Here is a 17139-nt window from a genome sequence, read left to right on the forward strand (position 1 = left end):
GGAATATTCAGCGGGGAATGATCAGCTAAGATCAGAACCGTAGTCTTGGGGCAAAGCGATCGAAACGACGAATTTCCACGCAATGGCAAGCGTCGTTTCGGGTTTTCAATCTGTGCATCGTGCTTTGCAAAACTCCGCACTGGTTTTCAGGCCGATGTTCAACCGCATTTCCGGCAAAAGCGCGCGGCGCTTCATGCGGGCGATGCGTCGTAACAGACAGATGGAGCGGAGGGATTTATGTCGACAGAACAACAAAACAGGCATTCACCACGCAACCGAGCGCGACGCCATTTTTTGGGCGTGGCGGGAGCTGCTGCCGCAAGGGCTGCCACGATTGGCGCTCTGGCGTCATCTCTCACAACGCCAGCCCGCGCCTTGGGAACCAAATGGTGGGAGGATGGAGGCAGTGGCGGTGATGGCGGCGGCACCAACTGCCTGCTGAAAGGGACGCTGGTTGAAACCATGAGCGGACCGGTTGCCGTGGAAAACCTCGCCGTTGGCGACCTTGTCGTGACCGCTGATTGCAAGGTCGTGCCGGTCAAATGGGTTGGCTGGCAACGCTACAGAAAGGGCGGCGCAGAATGGGGCGAAGACGTGATGCCGATCCGCATCGCCAGCCACGCGCTGGATCGCATGACACCGCGTCGCGATCTTTATCTTTCGCCCAATCATGCGCTTTTCATCGACGGCGTTTTAATCCGCGCCAAGGATCTCGTCAACGGGCGTTCCATTACCCGCGTGGCGATGGATCAATCCATAGATTACTACAATATTATGCTCGACAGCCATGAAGCGATATTCGCCGAAGGGGCCGCGGTTGAAACCTATCTGCTGCGTGGCGACAGCTATAAAAGCTTCATGAATTTTGCCGAGTATCAGCAGCTCTACACAGACGAGCCAAACATCGTGATGCAGCCCTTCGCGCCGATCATGGGCTATGAGGGCGGACGCGAACATATGCGCGCATTGTTGTGTCTCAGCGGCATGTTGCCGATGCGTGATGTGGTGGAAGAAACCTATCAGCGTCTGGCTTTGAGGGCCGGGGAGCGCGCGGCTTAGAGCGCTTTAACGCACATCTTTCCCGAAAACCGTTTCACACTTTTCGGGATGTGCTCTTAGGGGAGCGGCCTGCAAGAATGCAGGTCGAAGAAAGGCGAGGCGCCTANCCTCGCCTCCATTTATACGCGATCCATCAGCGCGTACCATGACAGCGCGAGGAAGAGGAGCGGTGCGCGGAATGTGCGCCCGCCGGGGAAAGCGGGGATGCGCAGTTCCTCAAACAGTTTGAGCTTCTCGCGCTTGCCGGAAATGCTGTCCGCATAAAGCTTGCCCACGAAGTTCGCCAGCATCACGCCATGGCCGGAAAAACCGCCTGCCGAAATGACGCCCGGCATCACTTCACGGACAAAAGGCTGGCGCGGCATGGTTATGCCGACCGAACCGCCCCAGGCATGGGTAATTTCGACATTGCCAAGCGCGGGATAGATTTCCGCGATCTGACGGCGGATATGTGTGCTGATCTCACGCGGATTGTCTGCCGTATAGGCTTCGCGACCGCCAAACAGCAGTCGACCATCTTTCGAACGGCGGAAATAGCGGACCACAAAGCGGGAATCGTCGATCGACTCGCCACCCGGTATGACCGGGCTGTCATCGCCAAGCGGCACCGTCGCACCGATGAATGAGCGGATCGGCATAACATGCGATGCGCTGATCGGCTCCAGCGTGCCACCATAGGCATTGACGGCGATGAAGGCGTTTTTCGCAACAATCGTACCGCGTGTCGTCGCGACTTCCACGCGCCCGCTGGCCGTGGTGATCCCGGTTGCCTTGGTATTCTCATAGAGCTTTGCGCCAGCCGCTTTTGCCGCCTTGGCGGTGCCGATGAGCAGCTTCAGCGGGTGTATGTGGCCGGTTCCGGCATCGTAGACGCCGCCGTGATAACGACTGGACCCCAGCAAGGCCGCCGTTTCATCGCGACCGATGAAACGTACATGCGAATAGTTGAAGCGGCTCTGCATCAGTTCCGCGTGGCGCTCATATTGCTTGAGATAGCGTGGCTTGTGCACGACGGAGATTTGCCCGGGCACATAGTCCATGTCGATCTGGTGCTCGCTTGCGAAGGCCAGCAGATAGGCTTTCGCCTCTTCGGCCACGTCGAACAGGGCTTTGGCGCGCTCATAGCCATATTCGGCTTCGAGGTCTTCCGCCCATGTGCGCTGACCGGTGCCGAACTGGCCGCCATTACGCCCCGATGCGCCATCGCCGAAACGCTCGGCCTCGATCAGAACCACATCCGCGCCCTGTTTCGCCAGATGGTAGGCAGCGGAAAGTCCCGTATAGCCGCCGCCGATGATCACGACATCGGCCTGCCGCGAACCGTCAAGCTCTGGATATTCAGGCCGCTCCGGCACACTCGCTTCGTACCATGAGAGGCCGGGGGAGATTGGGGACTGGTAGGGCATCGATGTCTCCGGGGCGGAATAGGGCAGTAAGGCAATAAGGCAGTAGGGCAGTATGTTTTTCTAGTCGGAGAGCTTTCTGATCAAAAAGCGCAGAAGTTTGCCGACACTTTCACTCGCAGCCATCATCGGATCTATTGCCTCTTTCTGGATGTAACCTAACCGCTCGACGATAAGCAGATGTGTTTCCAATTCTTTCAGGGAACCTTGAGCTATGCGCATAAACTGCTGGTAGGAGCCGCGATTTTCGCGGCCAAAGCCTTCAGCAATATTGGCAGGTACAGAGACAGCGGCCCGGCGCGCCTGACTTGTCAGTCCATAAATTTCTTCTTTGGGCCAACCATTGGTCAATTCGTAAATCGAAGTCACCAATTCCATCGCTTGCTGCCAAACAAGGAGATCACGGTATGAATTGACTGCCATGATCCCCCGTTTATCGTTCCCTACTGCCCTACTGCCCTACTGCCCTACTGCCCTACTGCCCTACTGCCCTACTGCCCTACTGCCCTACTGCCCTAACCTACACATTGAGCAACAGGAACTCGCGTTCCCATGGGCTAATGACTTCCATGAAGGTTTCGAACTCGGCGCGCTTGATGGCGGCATAGGTCGTGACGAAGGAACTGCCGATCAGGTTGCGCAGTTCGTCGTCCCTTTCGAACAATTCCACGGCGTCGATGAGACCGCGCGGCAGTTCGACTTCCTTGGTGTTGACGCTGGTGGTGGCGGGCTGTTCCGCCTCGATCTTGTTGACGAGGCCGATCAGACCGCAGGCAAGCGAAGCCGCCAGCGCCAGATAGGGATTGGCGTCGGAGGAGGGAATGCGGTTTTCCACGCGGCGCGCATTGGGGTCGGAGCGCGGCACGCGGAAGGCGGTGGTGCGGTTGTCATAGCCCCATTTGACGTTGACCGGCGCGGAGGCATCCGGCGTCAGGCGACGATAGGAATTCACATAGGGCGCAAACATCACCAGAGCATTCGGCACATGGCGCTGCATGCCGCCGATGAAGTGGCGGAAAGCCTCGCTCTCGCTGCCATCCTCGTTGGTGAAGATGTTGCGGCCCGTCTTCTTGTCGATGATCGACTGGTGGATATGCATCGCCGAACCCGGCTGGCCCTGAATGGGCTTGGCCATGAAGGTGGCATACATGTCGTGTTTGAGCGCCGCCTCGCGGATCGTGCGCTTGAACAGGAAAACCTGATCGGCCAGTTCGACTGGATCACCATGGCGCAGGTTGATTTCCAGCTGACCGGCGCCTTCTTCGTGGATCAGCGTGTCGATCTCCAGACCCTGACCTTCGGAGAAATGGTAGATATCATCGATGAGTTCATCGAACTCGTTAACGCCCGCAATCGAATAGCCCTGTCCGCCGCCGATGGCGCGGCCTGATCGGCCAACCGGCGGGGTTAGCGGATAATCCGGGTCGGGGTTCTTGCGCACCAGATAGAATTCGATTTCCGGTGCCACAACCGGCTTGAGGCCACGCTTGTTGTAAGCCGCAACGACATTGCGCAGCACATTGCGCGGCGTGAATTCAACGGCGCGTCCGTCTTGATAGACCAGATCGCAGATCACCTGCGCCGTCGGATCACTTTCCCAAGGAACAGCCGACAGGGTGGAAAGGTCGGGCAAAAGTCTCAGATCGCCATCGTCTTCCGGATAGTGGAAGCCGTAGCCGTCTTCCGGGTAGTCGCCGGAAATCGTCGTCATAAAGACAGCCGAGGGCAGCGCCAGCGATGTGTTGGACGTGAATTTCTTGGACGGCATCATCTTGCCGCGCGCAACCCCCGCTTGATCGGGGGTGATGCATTCGATGTCTTCGATATCCCGCCAGGCTAGCCATTCGGTTGCCTGCTTCCAGTTCTTCACCCCGCGCAGGGATTTGACATAGGCAGGCGTACGGCGACGCGGCGCACGCGTAACCTTCTTTTCCGTCGTATCAGCAGACATCCATCACCAGAAAATGATTTCGATATGTGCATGATAGCTGCGTCGGCTGTGGTTGACAAATGGGGCCAGCAGGCTTTTTTGGTTATCGGAAAACTGTCGCTATTTGGGCGAGGAAGCCCCGCTTTCAAAGGCCGAACCGTGCCTTCAAATTGCGAAAATGCGCCTTAAGCTCATCTGCGAGCAGGCTATCCAGTTCCCGAACGTGACTGAGCGCCTGCAAACTGACCTGCTTGATCTGTTCCATCGTCAGGCCGCTCGCCTTCAGTGCCGCAAGGCCTTTCAACAAGGCGCCGATTCTTTCGCCCGCAAGACTGTTGGCCGCATTGGCAACCCAGCTCAACAGTCCGCCTTCCGCGTTTTTGGCCATGACGTCATTGGCGTCGGCCAGTTCTTCCGCGCCCGGAATTTTCTCGAACAGGCGGGCGCCAAGATCCGGTCTTTCGTGTTGAACGACGGAAAACATGATCCCTGCAACGCGTTCGCCGACCGCAGGGTCGATGCCGGTCTTTAGGGCGACGCTATCAATGAAAGACTGAACCGACATTTTATCCTGCGTAATCATGGCTGTGTTGAACGCACAAGATGATCGGGATCGGTGCAGCATTCTACGGGCAGAAAATACAGGATCGTGATGGTCTTCCTGCTCGCTATTGGCTGGCAGAAGGGTGTATAGCCTGTTTATTCCCGCTTTATTTGCGGCTCGTTTTGCTTCCGGACTGAAATACCATGATCGTTCGCCCGCGCCCGCCCTTGTGGCAGCTCTTCTTCATCGTCAAAGGCTCCATTGTGGTGCGCATACTGCCGCAGATATGCGCAGTGTTTCTGCTGTCGATGGTTGTGGTCGCCGGGCATCATGTCTTTCCGGGTTGGGTGCCCGCATTCAACAACGGTACACCCTTCGCCTTGCTGGGCATTGCGCTGTCGATCTTTCTCGGCTTTCGCAACAATGCTTGCTACGACCGCTGGTGGGAAGCGCGCAAAATCTGGGGCAAGCTGGTTTATACGACACGCAATCTCGCGCGCCAGACGATGTTTCTGGATGTGGTGCCCGGCACAGAGGGCGCACGCGCCCGGTTGCTGCATTACGGCATAGGTTTTTGTCAGGCGATGGTTGTCCATCTTCGTCCGGGCAATAGCACCGCAAAGCGAGACAAGTGGCTGTCAACGGATGAACATGCCGCCATGGCCACAAGCCGCAATGGACCCGACTTCATCCTGCGCAAGCTTGGCGGCGTGCTGGCCGGTCTGCGGGCAAAAGGCGATATCCAGCCGATCGATTTCCAGACGCTCGACAATTCCGTCAGCGCGCTGGCGGAGATACAGGCGGCATGCGAGCGGTTGCGGTTCACCCCTGTGCCCTTCGGCTATACGCTGCTTTTGCACCGCACGGCTTATCTGTTCTGCTTTTTCATCCCGTTCGGATTTGCCGACATGCTGGGCTGGGGCACGCCTTTTGCGACGACGCTGGTGGCCTATACATTCTTCGGCCTTGATGCGCTGGGCGATGAACTGGAAGAGCCTTTCGGTGTTTTGCCAAACGATCTGCCGATAGAGGCAATTGCCGATACGATTGAAATCAACCTGCGGGAAGCCCTGGGGGAGGCCAATTTGCCGGACCTCCCGCAGCCTGTCGATTATCTGCTGATGTGAGAAGCTTGGGTTGATGCCCAAGCTTCCATCTTTGAGTTCTTACTTAAATGGGCACCACTTGAAGACTGGCGTTACAATGCAAATAAAGCCATCGGCCGGGCCGTTCGCAGATAGCTGGCTTTGAACATCATGAACGGGATTTGCATAAGACTGACCAGCAGAAGCAGCCATGGTAGCGAGTGCAAGCGTTGTATATACTAAATACTTCTTCATAATATAAATCCTAATATTAATTTTCAAAGTAAATATGCATCGATGCATTTACAGATAAGCACGATAATATTCGTTTTATATAGCCCAATATCGAATTATTTTTTGTAAGATATTTTATATTCATTAGAATCTATTAAAATTGGTGTGTCTTTCCAGAAAAATACGCTGGCAATCGCAAGCCGGCTTGGCGCGGATTTCAGCATCGTGCAGCACAACCAGTGAATCCAATGAAGAACATCTGCGGGAGGCCTTCGTGGGAAATACAAGCGCCGCCCGCAGTCGGAGGCTTGTACATGTCGGGAGGGCGAATGACTGATTGGGTTCAGCCTTGTTTCGTCATCACGGCACAATGCGTGGAGCGCATAGTTCCCGATCAATGATGCAGATTGGAAGTTTTAATTCGATGGTATGTGGGGCCGATGCCTGTCGATCATTGATCGTGGTAGCATTGACGTCCTGGACAACAGAATACTTTGAGCCGAATGCCAAGGGTATGAGCACAATTGCAAGAAATGCGAGGAGGGCGTTCATATGGCTATCCTTGTGTTTTGTTCGTTGTGTTTGGAGGCTCCACAAACTGCTGAAACAGAAAAGCCCCATCCAAGGGGCTTTTCCGGTCGTTGAGACTTATGATTTCCAGCACTCGGGGTCGAAGAAGACTTTTTTGTAAATGCACTCGATGTCATCGACGATGCCTCGCGTCGCCTGATCTTGATATGCTGTTGTAGCGACTTCTTTCGCCATTGAATGATTGGGAATTGTAATAATCGCGCTTGATATAATATAAAGAAATAGAATATTATTCTTCATTTTTTTCTCCGTTTCATGTTTTTATAAAGTTATATTAAAAACATGAATTAAAGCGTACTTCGATATGCAATTCTGTATTAAATTTATATTCACAATTATTGCAATTTTGGAAAATTCGACGATTTCTGAAATGGATGTTTTGTGCAAAAAAATCCCCGGCTGAAGGGGCAGCCGGGGGACGGAGTGAAGACGAGGAAAGCGTTGGGTGACCTGGTCGGTCAAAGCTTTTGGAAAGCAATGACCGGGATGGGTTTTCTGCCGTCGCCACCGGCAAGATCAAGAAGCATGGTGGCGACGGCAATTGTCAGGATCGTCATCATTTGTCGTGGGTGACGATAACCGGGATCAGGAGATCACCCCAGTTGCCGTCTCCACCATGATGCCGGGCGGAGCGGACCAGTTCCACCGAAACGCCTGCCTCGACCGCCTTCATGACGGTGTAGTTGAGGCGATGCAGATCGTTGGCGAGCATACGGATAACGGTCTGCTGATCCGTGGACATGCTTGACGATTGTTCTTCTGCTCTTTCCTTGACGCGTGCTGGCGAATTCATGGAACTGTTCCTCCTGTTTGATTGCTGACGGCTACTCGGCAGCCGGTCTGAACTGTGCTGTTTCAGTCGATTCCTTCATGGCGGTGGTCGAAGACTGGCCGCCGGTGATTGCGAGCGATACGGCATCGAAATAGCCGGTGCCGACTTCGCGCTGGTGCTTGGTCGCAGTGTAGCCATTGGCTTCGGCTGCAAATTCCGCCTGTTGCAGTTCGGAATAGGCCGCCATCTGCCGGTCCTTGTAGCCGCGTGCCAGTTCGAACATGCCGAAGTTGAGCTGGTGGAAACCGGCCAGCGTGATGAACTGGAACTTGTAGCCCATCGCGCCCAGCTCACGCTGGAACTTGGCAATCGTGGCGTCGTCGAGGTTCTTCTTCCAGTTGAACGACGGCGAGCAGTTATAGGCGAGCTTCTTGCCCGGATGCGCCTTGTGCACGGCTTCCGCGAAGCGGCGAGCCTGTTCGAGATCGGGCTTGGATGTTTCCATCCAGATCAGATCGCAATAAGGCGCATAGGCAATCGCACGGGCGATACATGGCTCGATGCCGTTCTTCACCTGATAGAAGCCTTCCGCCGTGCGGCCTGCATCGTAATCAACGAAGGGCTGATCGCGCTCGTCGATATCCGAGGTCAGAAGCTTGGCAGCTTCCGCATCCGTGCGGGCGATGACCAGTGTGGCCGTTCCCATCACGTCTGCCGCAAGGCGCGCCGCGTTGAGGTTGCGGATATGCGCTGCTGTCGGGATCAGAACCTTGCCGCCAAGATGGCCGCACTTCTTCTCCGAAGCGAGCTGGTCTTCATAATGCACGCCTGCCGCACCGGCCTCGATAAAGGCTTTCATGATCTCGAAAGCGTTCAGCGGTCCACCGAAGCCTGCTTCAGCATCGGCAACGATCGGGGCAAACCAGGTGTCGACCGAAAGTCCATTGCCTTCGGCGGTTTCGATCTGGTCGGCACGCTGCAAGGTCTTGTTGATGCGCTTGGCCAGTTCCGGAGCCGCATTGGCCGGATAAAGCGATTGATCCGGATACATGGCCGATGCCGTATTGGCATCCGCTGCAACCTGCCAGCCGGAGAGGTAGATCGCCTTCAGTCCGGCGCGAACCATCTGCATGGCCTGATTGCCGGAAAGCGCGCCCAACGCGTTGACGAAATCTTCCTCATGGATCAGCTTCCAGAGGCGGTTTGCGCCCATTTCAGCCAGCGAATACTTGATCTCCACCGAACCGCGCAGCCTTTTTACATCTTCGGCCGTATGCGCACGTTCGATACCGTCGAAACGACCCTTGGGCGCCGAAGGAATAAGGCTGTAAAAATCTGTCATCTCGGTGTCTCCTCACACTTTTCACTGGTTCTCGAAGAGCGGTTAGTCGCTGCTCTTTCTGTGACTGAATTTACATTCGCATTGGATGATGAGCCAGAAAAAGCAGCAAAAGCGCATTAAAATTGAAGTTAAGCTGTCGGATATTTGACGAAGGCACTCTGTAAATTTGTAAAGATTGTCAAAGTCTGACTTTGCAGTTATTTTGTCATGAATTGTAAAATTCACCATTGCGAGTTTGGGAGGACAGAGTTGAGCGAACGCAAGATTTTTGCCGGGCCGCGCATCAGGCGTATTCGCAACGAGCGGTCCCTGACGCAGACGGCCATGGCCGAGGCGCTTGGCATTTCGCCGTCCTATCTCAATCTGATCGAGCGCAACCAGCGGCCCTTGACCGTGCAGCTGTTGTTGCGGCTCGCCAGTGTTTACAAGCTGGATCTCGATAGTTTGCAGGCCGAAAGCGGCGCGACGATCACCGGATTGAAGGAAGTATTTTCCGATCCGCTTTTGACCGGCGAGTTGCCGGGTGATCAGGAACTGGTTGAAATCGGCGAGGCGGCCCCCAACGCCGCTGTTGGAATCATGAAGCTCTACCGGGCCTATCGCGAGCAGCAGCAGCGCCTGTCCGATCTGTCGCAATTGCTGTCGCATGAGGGAAGCGCGGCGCAGCTTTCCGCCACACGCCTGCCGCTGGATGAAGTGCGCGATGTGATGGCGCGACGTCCCAATCACTATCCGCGTATCGAAGAAGAGGCAGAGAGCTTTTTCGCGCTGCTGAAACCGGATGGCGATCTGTCGGCAGCCTTGAAGGAATGGCTGCGGCGCGAGCATGGTATCACGGTGCGCACATTGCCGGTCGCGACCATGCCCAACTGGCGCAGGCGCTATGATCGCCATTCGCAACGCCTGTTCATTTCGGAGCGTCTGTCGCCTTTTGATCAGTTGCAGGAGATCGCCATGGAAGCGGCGCTCATCCGTATGCAGGTGGTGATCGGCGCGGAGACGGAAGGGCTGAAACTATCGTCCGGTGAAGCAAAGCGCATCGCCCGGTTCGAGCTGGCGCGCTATGCCGCTCAGGCGCTGATGATGCCCTATCGCCAGTTTCGTGATGCCGCAGTGCGAATGCGCTATGATGTCGATGCATTGCGCTCGCGGTTCGGGGGGTCGTTCCAGCAGGCGGCGAGCCGTCTCACCACCTTGCAGCGGCAGGGGGCGAGCGCTCTGCCGTTCTTTGTGATGGAAATCGACCATGCCGGTAACCGGTTGCGCGTCGCAGGCGCCGAGGGCTTTCCGACACGGTTTGGCGGGCAGTGCCCGAAGCTGCCGGTCTATGCGGCTTTCGCGCAGGCGGGTCAGGTGCTGGTCGAACCAACGGAACTGCCGGATGGCACCGCATTTCTCACCGTCGTGCGCACTTTGGAAGGGCCGCAAGGCGCATTCAACGAGCGCCCGCGCCGCACCGCTATCCTGCTTGGCTGCGCGCTGGAGGCAGGGGAAGAGACCGTTTACGGCGCAGCCATCGCAAAGGCGGGCAATACAGAGATTGGTCCGGCTTGTCGTCTGTGCGAGCGGCAAGGCTGCGTCACCCGCGCCGAGCCGCCTTTGACCCGCCCTCTGGGGCTGGACGAGATGGTGGCGGGGCTTTCTGCCTTCGATTTCCAATAGAGGCGCGATATTTCGGCTCAACACAGCCGGAATCTCATCGCCCCTCCAGCAGCGCTCAGGTTGCAATTTTTTATGTTCGTGATCGACGCAGGCGGTTGACGAAACCGGTGCAATCTAAAAAAGTGCAATCAAGGAATAGTATATCCAACCTGTACCTGCACCGAAAATGAGCGTGTAGAATGGAGCAAATAATGGGGATCAAATCCTTCCTTCTGGCCACCACCGTCGTGACGAGCGTTGTTGCCGCCGCCACATTCTCCGCCAGCGCACAGGAGCGGGTGGTCAATATCTACAACTGGTCGGATTATATCGACGACTCCATCCTGAAGGATTTCACCAAGGAAACCGGCATCAAGGTCGTCTATGACGTCTATGATTCCAACGAAATCCTCGAAACCAAGCTTCTGGCGGGTGGCAGCGGCTATGATCTTGTCGTTCCGTCGGGCGAATTTCTTGGCCGCCAGATTCCCGCTGGCGTGTTCCTGAAGCTCGACAAGGACAAGCTGCCGAACCTCAAGAATATGTGGGACGAGATTTCGAGCCGCGCCGCAACCTACGATCCGGGCAACGAATACTCGGTCAATTATATGTGGGGCACGACTGGCATTGGCTACAACAAGGCCAAGATCAAGGAAGCGCTCGGCACCGACACCATCGATTCGTGGGATGTGCTGTTTGATCCGGAAAAGTCGGCAAAGCTCAAGGATTGCGGCATCTATCTTCTGGATTCAGCCAGCGAAATGCTGCGTCCGGCTTTGAACTATCTCGGCCTCGATCCGAATTCTCCGTCGCCGGACGACTTGCAGAAGGCGCAGGATCTCTATCTCAAGATCCGCCCGAATATCCGCAAGTTCCACTCGTCGGAATATATCAATGCACTCGCCAATGGCGATATCTGCATGGCCATCGGCTATTCGGGTGACATTTTCCAGGCTCGTGATCGCGCCGAAAAGGCCAATCAGGGCGTCGAGATCGGCTATTCGATCCCGAAGGAAGGCGCTTTGATGTGGTTTGACCAGATGGCAATCCCGGCTGATGCCAAGCATGTGCCGGAAGCACTGGAATTCATGAACTATATCATGCGTCCGGAAGTGTCGGCCAAGGCTTCGGATTATGTGTTCTATGCCAATGGCAACAAGGCTTCGCAGGAATTCATCAACAAGGACATCCTTAATGATCCGGCGATCTACCCGACCGCAGACGTCATGAAGAAGCTGTTCGTGCCGACGCCTTACGACACCAAGACCCAGCGCGTGGTGACCCGTGCCTGGACCAAGATCGTCACAGGCCAGTAATAATCGAACGCTAGAGCATTTCCAGCAAAAGTGCGTAGCGGTTTTGCGTCGGATAATGCGAAAAACAAATAGATAGAGCGGTTCTACGATTCCGTTTTTAACTGGAACCGCTCTATGCCGGGGTATGACCCGCATATGACATTGTGAAGAGCGGCTCACTGTTGGACAGAGGGCCGCTCTACGTCTTGTAAATGCTGCATAATCATCGAAAGCAGTCTCGTTTTGAGACGGACTTTTGGTTCCGGGTAGATCGGATAGGGGAACGGTATGGAATCTTTTGGCAGCTTTCGCCGCAAATTTGCGCCTTGGAATGACGCGGCGGCCAAGCCCTACATTTCTTTCGAGAATGTGACGAAAATCTTCGGCGATTTCACCGCTGTCGATGATCTGTCGCTGAATGTTTTCAACCGCGAGTTCTTTGCGCTGCTGGGTGCATCCGGCTGTGGCAAGACCACGCTGATGCGCATGCTGGCAGGCTTCGAGGAGCCGACATCTGGCCGTATCACGCTGGACGGTCAGGATATGCGCGGCATCCCGCCCTATAAACGCCCGGTCAACATGATGTTCCAGTCCTATGCGCTGTTTCCGCATATGACGGTCGAGAACAATATCGCCTTCGGCCTCAAGCAGGACGGTATGGCGAAATCGGAAATCGATGCGCGCGTTGCGGAAATGCTCAAGCTCGTGAAGCTGGAGCAATATGGCAAGCGCAAGCCGCATCAGTTGTCTGGCGGCCAGCGTCAGCGCGTGGCGCTTGCCCGCTCTGTCGCCAAGCGCCCCAAGGTGCTGCTGCTGGATGAGCCGCTTGGCGCGCTCGACAAGAAGCTGCGCGAAGAAACCCAGTTCGAACTGATGGATTTGCAGGTCAAGCTTGGCATGACCTTCATGGTCGTGACCCACGATCAGGAAGAAGCCATGACCATGTCAGACCGTATTGCGGTCATGGACAAGGGCCGCATCAAGCAGGTGGCGACGCCAGCCGAAGTCTATGAAGCGCCGCGTTCCAAATTCGTGGCCGACTTCATCGGCAATGTGAATATCATCGAAGGCGAAGTGGTGAAGTCCGCCAATGGCGAGGCGGAAATCGCCACCGAAAAATTTGGCTTCCATATCCAGACCGAAACCCGCGAGCAGCTCAATCCCGGCCAGAAGGTCTGGTATGCGGTGCGCCCGGAAAAGACCCGCATTTCGCGCACCAAGCCGGAAGAAGCGTCAGTCAACGCGGTGGAAGGCGAGTTGTGGGATATCGCCTATTTCGGCGATATGACGGTTTTCCACGTGCGTCTCGACAATGGCCGCACCATCAAGGCCGCCAGCCTCAACGCCGTGCGCAAGACCGAAAATCCGCTGACCTATGACGAGCGCGTCTGGGTTTCCTTCGATACCGACGCCGGTCTGGTGCTCACAGCGTGAGGATTGCCCCATGCAGAAGCTAATTGCTTCCATCGCCAGCCGCCTCGTCATCGCGATACCCTATTTCTGGCTGCTGGTATTCTTCCTCGTCCCGTTCTTCATCGTCTTCAAGATTTCCCTGTCGGAAGTCGCGATGGCGATCCCGGCCTATATGCCAACATTCGATCTGGCCCAGGGCTTCGCGTCCAACTGGGAGAAGATCAAGCAGCTTTCATTCGCCAATTATCTCTGGCTGCTGGATGACCCGCTTTACTACAAGGCCTATCTGTCGAGCGTGCGCATCGCAGCCATTTCGACCTTCCTGACGCTGCTGGTGGCCTATCCGATGGCCTATGGCATTGCGCGCGCGCCGACGACAATCCGCCCGACGCTGCTGATGCTGGTGATCCTGCCGTTCTGGACCTCGTTCCTGATCCGCGTCTATGCGTGGATCGGTATTCTGAAGCCGGAAGGGCTGCTGAACCAGTTTCTGATGTGGCTCAATGTCATCGATACGCCGCTCAATATTCTGAATACGGATACGGCGGTCTTCATCGGTATCGTCTATTCCTATCTGCCTTTCATGGTGCTGCCGATCTATTCGTCGCTTGAAAAGATGGATTATTCGCTGATCGAAGCGGCGCAGGATCTGGGCTGCACGCCGTTTGCCGCATTCTGGAAAATTACGTTTCCGCTGTCGCTCGCCGGTGTGCTGGCAGGCTGCTTCCTGGTCTTCATCCCGGCTGTCGGTGAGTTCGTGATCCCCGATCTTCTCGGCGGGTCGCAGACATTGATGATCGGCAAGACGATCTGGAGCGAGTTCTTCTCCAACCGCGACTGGCCGGTATCATCCGCTGTTGCGGTGGTGCTGCTGATCCTGCTGATCGTGCCGATTGTGATCTTCCAGCAGGTGCAGGCACGTGCGCAGGAAAAGGGGAAATAAGCGATGAACAACAACTGGTCCCGTTTCAATATCGCATCGGTGGTTGTCGGCTTCGCCTTCCTCTATCTGCCCATCGTGCTGCTGGTCATCTATTCCTTCAATGAATCCCGGCTGGTGACGGTCTGGGCGGGGTTCTCGACCAAATGGTATGTTGAGCTGTTCCGCAATCAGGCGCTGATGGATGCGGCATGGGTGACGATCCGTGTCGCCTTCCTGTCGGCCACCATTGCAACCGTGCTGGGCACGCTCGCAGCGCTGGCGTTGACGCGCTATACCCGCTTTCGCGGGCGCATCCTGTTTTCGGGCATGGTCTACGCACCGCTGGTCATGCCGGATGTCATCACCGGCCTGTCGCTTCTGCTGCTTTTCGTGGCGATGAATTTCGACCGGGGTTTCTGGACGGTCACGCTGGCCCATATCACATTCGCAATGTGTTTCGTGGCGGTCGTGGTGCAGTCGCGTCTGGTGAGTTTTGATCGCTCGCTGGAGGAAGCGGCGATGGATCTCGGCGCGCCGCCGGTCACCACCTTCATGAAGATCACGCTGCCGGTCATCCTGCCTGCCGTGGTTTCCGGCTGGATGCTGGCCTTCACCCTGTCGCTCGACGATCTGGTGATTGCAAGCTTCACCTCCGGGCCGGGCGCCACAACGCTGCCAATGAAAATCTACAGCCAGGTGCGCCTTGGCGTGACGCCGGAAATCAATGCGGTCTGCACCATTCTGATCGCGCTGGTGACCACGGGAGTCATCATCGCATCCATCGTCAACAAGCGCCGCGAAGTGCAGCGCCGTCGCGATGAGCAGGCAGCATTCCGTATGGGTTAAAATCCGATTGGGGTTTACTGCCCCAATCCGGTTGACGATGGCGAGATGAATGGCCGATCCCACGAGCCGCCGACAAAGAAATGCAATGGCGGCTTGGCGGGCGTTGCATTCTCGGCGGTCGCTGGCGCTGGTTGGCTTTCCGCTCCGGCCTGCGGCTGCTGTTCTGGCGTTTCAGGCTGGCTGTTGGGGAAGATGACCTCGCCGCTCAGCGCAAGACTGCGATCCACGAAAGGCACGATGCCAGCGAGATTGAGCGTCCCGTCCGAAGTGTCGAGGCGTGCGCTTTCCAGTGATGCCACGCCTTCGGAAAGATTGGCCTTGAGATCGAGTCTGTTGAAGGCCAGTGCGACATTGTCTTTCCGTTCCAGCGCGAAGAACCGCTCGCTCTGCGCCTTGGTCAGAAAGTCCTGAACGGCAAAGCCTTGCATCTGGCCGTTGTTCAATTGCACCGACACGTTGCCCTGTGCGCTTGAAAGCAGGCCGGACCAGCGATTGACCGGGCCTTTCATGAACAACGAGACATTGCCCTTGCCGCTGATAAACGGCTTGTCGAAACCAAGCGCCGTCAGGAACTGCGTGCTCTCGATATCGCTCGCGTTGAAACGCAGCTCACCCGTGGCGCTCTTGAGATCGCGGACGATCTGTACATTGGCCTGCAAGGTGCCGTTGAACCCCTTGGCGTCGCCAATATCGAAAATCGCACGACCGCCGCGAATCTGGATCGCGGCTGCAACACCCGTCAGCGTAACGGGGCCTGCCGTGGCGTTCTGGGCGGAAAGACGAAGATCAAACTCCGAACGGTCGAAGAAACTCGTATCGATGGCGTCCGTATTGCCTCGATCATTGGGTGCGCGTGCGGTGGTGTCTGGCAGGGGCACAAAAGCGGCGAACAGACTGCGAAGGTCCAGCTTGTCGAAGGCAAGCGTGCCGGTGACGGCGGGCTGTTCCTGTTCAAGGCCGATTTCAATCACGCCCTTGGCAGGGCTGTCGCCAGCGTTCATCTCAACGTCGGCAAATTTCCAGCGCTTCGGCGTGGCGGTGATGGTGGAATCGAGCGAGAACGCGCCAACCTGCGAACTGCCAGCGATGGGCGGCAGGCTCAGCCAGCGCACCGCTCCGCTCAAGGAGGGTGTCTTCGCGCTCAGATCGCCTTCGAAGAAACGGTCTTCCGAAATATTGGCCTTGCCCTGAAAGGTCAGGCTCAGCGGATTGGCGGTAAAGCTCGCCGTCACATCCGAAGTGCCGCCTGCCAGAAGCGGCAGCGCCTGTGCCGCCGTGATACTGAACTGCGAGGCTTCATTGCGCCATTTACCGCTGCCGCGCAGCGTCGCCGCGCTCGACGTCTGCGGCCATTCCAGCGTCATGTTCACATTGGTCAGCTGTTCATCCTTGGCAGGATCTCCACCGTTTCCGCCGCCATTTTCAGGGCGCGGAAATGAAACCGTTCCATCGCGTACCACCACGCGGCCGAAAGGCTGCGATGCCTGTTCGGCTGCCTGCGTGTTGTTGTTTGTGCCGCGCTGCTGCAAGGCGCGCTGCGCACGGATTGCGGTGCCGAGACGACCGTTGGAATTGGCGATGGCGTCAAGCAAAGCGGGGAAATTGGAAACCGGCCCGTCGAGATTGACATGCGGGCGCACGATCTGCGTTTCCGAGAAGGAAATATGCCCCATGATCGCATCAAGCGGCGACAGTTCAACGTCAATGCGGGCCGCACTCATGAAGGGCTTCTGGCCCTGTTCGGTCATCTTGCTCAAGGTGACGCCGTTCAGCGAGGCGCGCAGCACGGGGAAGACTTTCAGGCGAGGGGCTTCGCGAAGTTCGACGCTATAGCCGGTCCAGGCGCTGATTTCCTGCGCCACACGCACGCGGATTGCATCGGTCGAGACAATGAAAGGCACCACGGCCAGCAAGGTCGCTGCAGCCGCGGCACAAAGAATGACGAGCGCGATGACAAGGCGTGCGAACTTAGGCCAGCGCATCAACCATCCGATCCCTAATCCCTTTTATTATCGTTTAAACGAGCCACGCCACAAAGCAAAGCCGCCTTCGCAGATTCCGT

General features: G+C 56.6%; 15 protein-coding genes. 7 read left to right on the plus strand and 8 right to left on the minus strand.

Going from position 1 to position 17139, the window contains the following annotated elements:
• Window positions 1-237: 237 nt before the first annotated feature.
• Complete coding sequence (locus tag ACTJKP_RS17255) at window positions 238-1059, plus strand: Hint domain-containing protein (protein ID WP_440631545.1); 822 nt, start codon at window positions 238-240, stop codon at window positions 1057-1059.
• A gap of 119 nt (window positions 1060-1178) precedes the next feature.
• On the opposite strand, the gene ACTJKP_RS17260 is transcribed toward ACTJKP_RS17255, so the two are convergent.
• The 4 genes from ACTJKP_RS17260 to ACTJKP_RS17275 all read right to left on the minus strand — a co-directional run bounded on the left by ACTJKP_RS17260 (window position 1179) and on the right by ACTJKP_RS17275 (window position 4957).
• The gene (locus ACTJKP_RS17260; protein ID WP_440631546.1) at window positions 1179-2465 is read right to left on the minus strand and encodes an NAD(P)/FAD-dependent oxidoreductase; all 1287 of its coding nucleotides are present in this window, start codon (window positions 2463-2465) and stop codon (window positions 1179-1181) included.
• A 60-nt stretch (window positions 2466-2525) separates the two neighbouring features.
• Window positions 2526-2885: a four helix bundle protein gene (locus ACTJKP_RS17265; RefSeq protein ID WP_440631547.1), complete on the minus strand. Its 360-nt coding sequence runs from the start codon at window positions 2883-2885 to the stop codon at window positions 2526-2528.
• Window positions 2886-2982: 97 nt separating this feature from the next.
• Window positions 2983-4413 (minus strand): glutamine synthetase family protein, encoded by a 1431-nt coding sequence (locus tag ACTJKP_RS17270; RefSeq protein ID WP_078339798.1) that lies wholly within the window; start codon window positions 4411-4413, stop codon window positions 2983-2985.
• Window positions 4414-4537: 124 nt separating this feature from the next.
• Window positions 4538-4957, minus strand: a complete 420-nt coding sequence (locus ACTJKP_RS17275; RefSeq protein WP_440631548.1) for a DUF2267 domain-containing protein — start codon at window positions 4955-4957, stop codon at window positions 4538-4540.
• A gap of 182 nt (window positions 4958-5139) precedes the next feature.
• Between ACTJKP_RS17275 and ACTJKP_RS17280 the strand changes: the two genes are divergently transcribed.
• Window positions 5140-6063 carry a bestrophin family protein gene (locus tag ACTJKP_RS17280; protein WP_440631549.1) on the plus strand — a complete coding sequence of 308 codons (924 nt, stop codon included), beginning with the start codon at window positions 5140-5142 and terminating at the stop codon, window positions 6061-6063.
• A gap of 840 nt (window positions 6064-6903) precedes the next feature.
• On the opposite strand, the gene ACTJKP_RS17285 is transcribed toward ACTJKP_RS17280, so the two are convergent.
• The 3 genes from ACTJKP_RS17285 to aceA form a co-directional block, all read right to left on the minus strand.
• The gene (locus tag ACTJKP_RS17285; protein ID WP_440631550.1) at window positions 6904-7086 is read right to left on the minus strand and encodes a hypothetical protein; all 183 of its coding nucleotides are present in this window, start codon (window positions 7084-7086) and stop codon (window positions 6904-6906) included.
• 316 nt (window positions 7087-7402) lie between these two features.
• Entirely contained in the window at window positions 7403-7639 is a 237-nt protein-coding gene (locus ACTJKP_RS17290) for an SMc00767 family acetate metabolism repressor (RefSeq protein ID WP_078339793.1), read from the minus strand.
• A 31-nt stretch (window positions 7640-7670) separates the two neighbouring features.
• Window positions 7671-8960 (minus strand): isocitrate lyase, encoded by a 1290-nt coding sequence (gene aceA / locus ACTJKP_RS17295; RefSeq protein WP_151591806.1) that lies wholly within the window; start codon window positions 8958-8960, stop codon window positions 7671-7673.
• Between the two features lie 249 nt (window positions 8961-9209).
• Here aceA and ACTJKP_RS17300 point away from each other — a divergent pair, with 249 nt between their 5' ends.
• The 5 genes from ACTJKP_RS17300 to ACTJKP_RS17320 all read left to right on the plus strand — a co-directional run bounded on the left by ACTJKP_RS17300 (window position 9210) and on the right by ACTJKP_RS17320 (window position 15077).
• On the plus strand, window positions 9210-10622 hold the full coding sequence (locus ACTJKP_RS17300) for a helix-turn-helix domain-containing protein (protein ID WP_440631551.1): 1413 nt from the start codon (window positions 9210-9212) through the stop codon (window positions 10620-10622).
• 191 nt (window positions 10623-10813) lie between these two features.
• Complete coding sequence (locus tag ACTJKP_RS17305; protein ID WP_440631552.1) at window positions 10814-11917, plus strand: polyamine ABC transporter substrate-binding protein; 1104 nt, start codon at window positions 10814-10816, stop codon at window positions 11915-11917.
• Between the two features lie 267 nt (window positions 11918-12184).
• Window positions 12185-13330, plus strand: coding sequence for an ABC transporter ATP-binding protein (locus ACTJKP_RS17310; RefSeq protein ID WP_078339790.1), 1146 nt, complete (start codon window positions 12185-12187; stop codon window positions 13328-13330).
• 10 nt (window positions 13331-13340) lie between these two features.
• The gene (locus ACTJKP_RS17315) at window positions 13341-14252 is read left to right on the plus strand and encodes an ABC transporter permease subunit (protein ID WP_078339789.1); all 912 of its coding nucleotides are present in this window, start codon (window positions 13341-13343) and stop codon (window positions 14250-14252) included.
• A gap of 3 nt (window positions 14253-14255) precedes the next feature.
• On the plus strand, window positions 14256-15077 hold the full coding sequence (locus ACTJKP_RS17320; RefSeq protein WP_078339788.1) for an ABC transporter permease: 822 nt from the start codon (window positions 14256-14258) through the stop codon (window positions 15075-15077).
• Window positions 15078-15091: 14 nt separating this feature from the next.
• Here the strand turns inward: ACTJKP_RS17320 and ACTJKP_RS17325 are convergent, their stop codons facing one another.
• Entirely contained in the window at window positions 15092-17059 is a 1968-nt protein-coding gene (locus ACTJKP_RS17325; RefSeq protein ID WP_440631553.1) for an AsmA family protein, read from the minus strand.
• Window positions 17060-17139: the final 80 nt, after the last annotated feature.

The sequence above is a fragment of the Brucella sp. 22210 genome, assembly GCF_052045675.1.
Classification (GTDB): domain Bacteria; phylum Pseudomonadota; class Alphaproteobacteria; order Rhizobiales; family Rhizobiaceae; genus Brucella.